The following is a 2,101-nucleotide window of genomic DNA, read 5'->3' on the forward strand; positions in this document are numbered from 1 at the left end:
TTGATGCATTTGAATTTGAGCCTTCCCCATAGCTCCATGACCAGTTTGTACCATCTGATTCAAAATTATAGTTTGTTCCATTTTGGTTGAAGTTATAATTATATGAACCATCATGTAATGCTTCTGCATTTAATTGTGATGGATTATTTTGTGCTTCTTGTGCTAATTGTGCTTGATCAATACCTTGTTCTGATGCATCTGCTGAATTTCCTGCCGCGATTCCTGTTACACCTAATCCTACTGCTAATGTTGATGCTAATACTGTTTTTTTCATTATTAATAAATCCTCCTAAGAGATATACTTTTAATTGTTTAATTTGTGTTTTCGTTTTTTGCAAAATTACTTTTCTCAAATTTGCTAGTTCCCACTGTAACATCTATAAAATGCTTGTGGGTTACAGTGAAGTTAAAAAAACACCTAGAATTTTTACGTCCTAATGACATAGAATATAATTATTACAGAACTTAAAAAACCTTAGAACATGATCACAATCGCCCTAAGGTTATTTATAATTTATATTTAATTGTAATAACTTTGTAACAAAAATACTTTTTATTCAAAATCTGTCACATTTAACTTAGCATTTAATTGCTCGATTTTTTTATAAATCATTTTTTCAACCCATCATTTATAAAGTTATTTTCGTTTATGCATTGGTTTTTTCTAATAATTTTTCTAAAAATAATTCGGAAGCTTTAGAAAATGTGTGGTTTTTCCTCCAGATAATATTATGTTTTGCTTCTAATTTTGGAGATAAAGGAATAAAGCAAAGACCATTTTCTTTAGAAACATCAATGATACTGTCTATTGTCACAGCGTAACCTACATTTTCCTTCACTAATAACCCGGCATTATAAGCTAAATTAAAAGTGGCTACGATATTTAAATCAGAAAATAAATGGCCAAACCAACCTGTAAATTCATTGGATGCATGTGTTTCATCTATGGCTTGTCTTGAACAAATTAACGGCAAGTTTACCAAATCTTCCCTAGTAACATAAGATTTTTGGGCTAATTCACTACTTCTTTTAGCAATTAACCCCCAAATATCTGAACTTGGTAAATGAACTGCTTTATATTTATTTAAATTTGCAGGTTGAATTAAAATACCAAAATCTAATAACCCTTTATCCAACTTTTCAGTAACATCATCAAAATTACCACTGTAAATATGAAAATGAATATCCGGGTAATCTAATTGAATATCTTTAATAATTTTAGAAATAAATGACATACCTTTAGTTTCACCACAACCAATAAATACATCACCTTTCACCTTACTATCTAAGACTTTAAATTCGTCTTGTACTTTTTGAGACATACTTAATATTTCGTCTGCCCTTTTTTTAAGAAGTGTTCCTGCTTCAGTTAATTGTATATTGTAATTACTTCTAGTAAAAAGTTTTACACCCAATTCTTCCTCTAAAGCTTTCATCTGTCTTGAAAGCGTGGGTTGTGTAATATGTAAGGCATTAGATGCATGCGTCATACTCCCTTCTTTAGCGATAACAGTAAAATACATCAGTGTTCGTAATTCCATATACAACCTCCTTACTTAAAATATACGCTTCATATATAGTCTACCATTAACATCCTAAATAGATAATCATGGGTTGCCAACAACAATATTTGATAGAGAAAACACAACAAACTGTTGATAGTAATACAAAACAAAAAAAGAGCGAAACAAAAATCATATATGCGTGAAATGATTTCTATTTCGCTCCTCATTATATTAGACTGTTACTTTTAAATTAATACTGAATAAATTAAGCAGTTACCCATTGTGAAGCACCTTCAGATTCATAAAGGTCCATTGCTGCTTGGTCTTGTACTGATTCTGGAGCTTCTGTTGGTGATTGACCTTGATATTCAGCTGGCGCTACTGAATCCCATGTGCTTTGTAGGAATTGATATTTACCTGCTGCACCTGAAGATGGATTTACAGCTTTAAGATCGCCACCTGATTCACGTTCTGCAATTTGTTTCAAGTGATCATTTACATCTACTGATGAACCACTTGATGCTTCACTTGAGCTATCTGATGATTGTGTTGAAGCTGCTTCTTGTTGTGGTTGTTGTGTTGATTCAGTTTGTGGT

The 2,101-nt window shown here is 31.5% G+C and carries 2 protein-coding genes and 1 pseudogene; all 3 read right to left on the minus strand.

The window, feature by feature from the left end; genetic code table 11:
* A pseudogene (locus IEU88_RS13555) lies at window positions 1-274 on the minus strand (transglycosylase); the annotation flags it as partial.
* 373 nt (window positions 275-647) lie between these two features.
* Complete coding sequence (locus IEU88_RS13560) at window positions 648-1,541, minus strand: LysR family transcriptional regulator (protein ID WP_103373387.1); 894 nt, start codon at window positions 1,539-1,541, stop codon at window positions 648-650.
* A 229-nt stretch (window positions 1,542-1,770) separates the two neighbouring features.
* On the minus strand, window positions 1,771-2,101 hold a 331-nt coding region (locus IEU88_RS13565), incomplete at its 5' end, for a transglycosylase family protein (RefSeq protein ID WP_188350414.1).

It is taken from the genome of Staphylococcus nepalensis, from assembly GCF_014635045.1.
Lineage (GTDB): Bacteria > Bacillota > Bacilli > Staphylococcales > Staphylococcaceae > Staphylococcus > Staphylococcus nepalensis.

What these genes read in the sequence shown, in the direction of transcription:
- IEU88_RS13560 (WP_103373387.1), bottom strand. Translation starts at nt 1,541, where the DNA reads ATGGAATTACGAACACTGATGTATTTTACTGTTATCGCTAAAGAAGGG.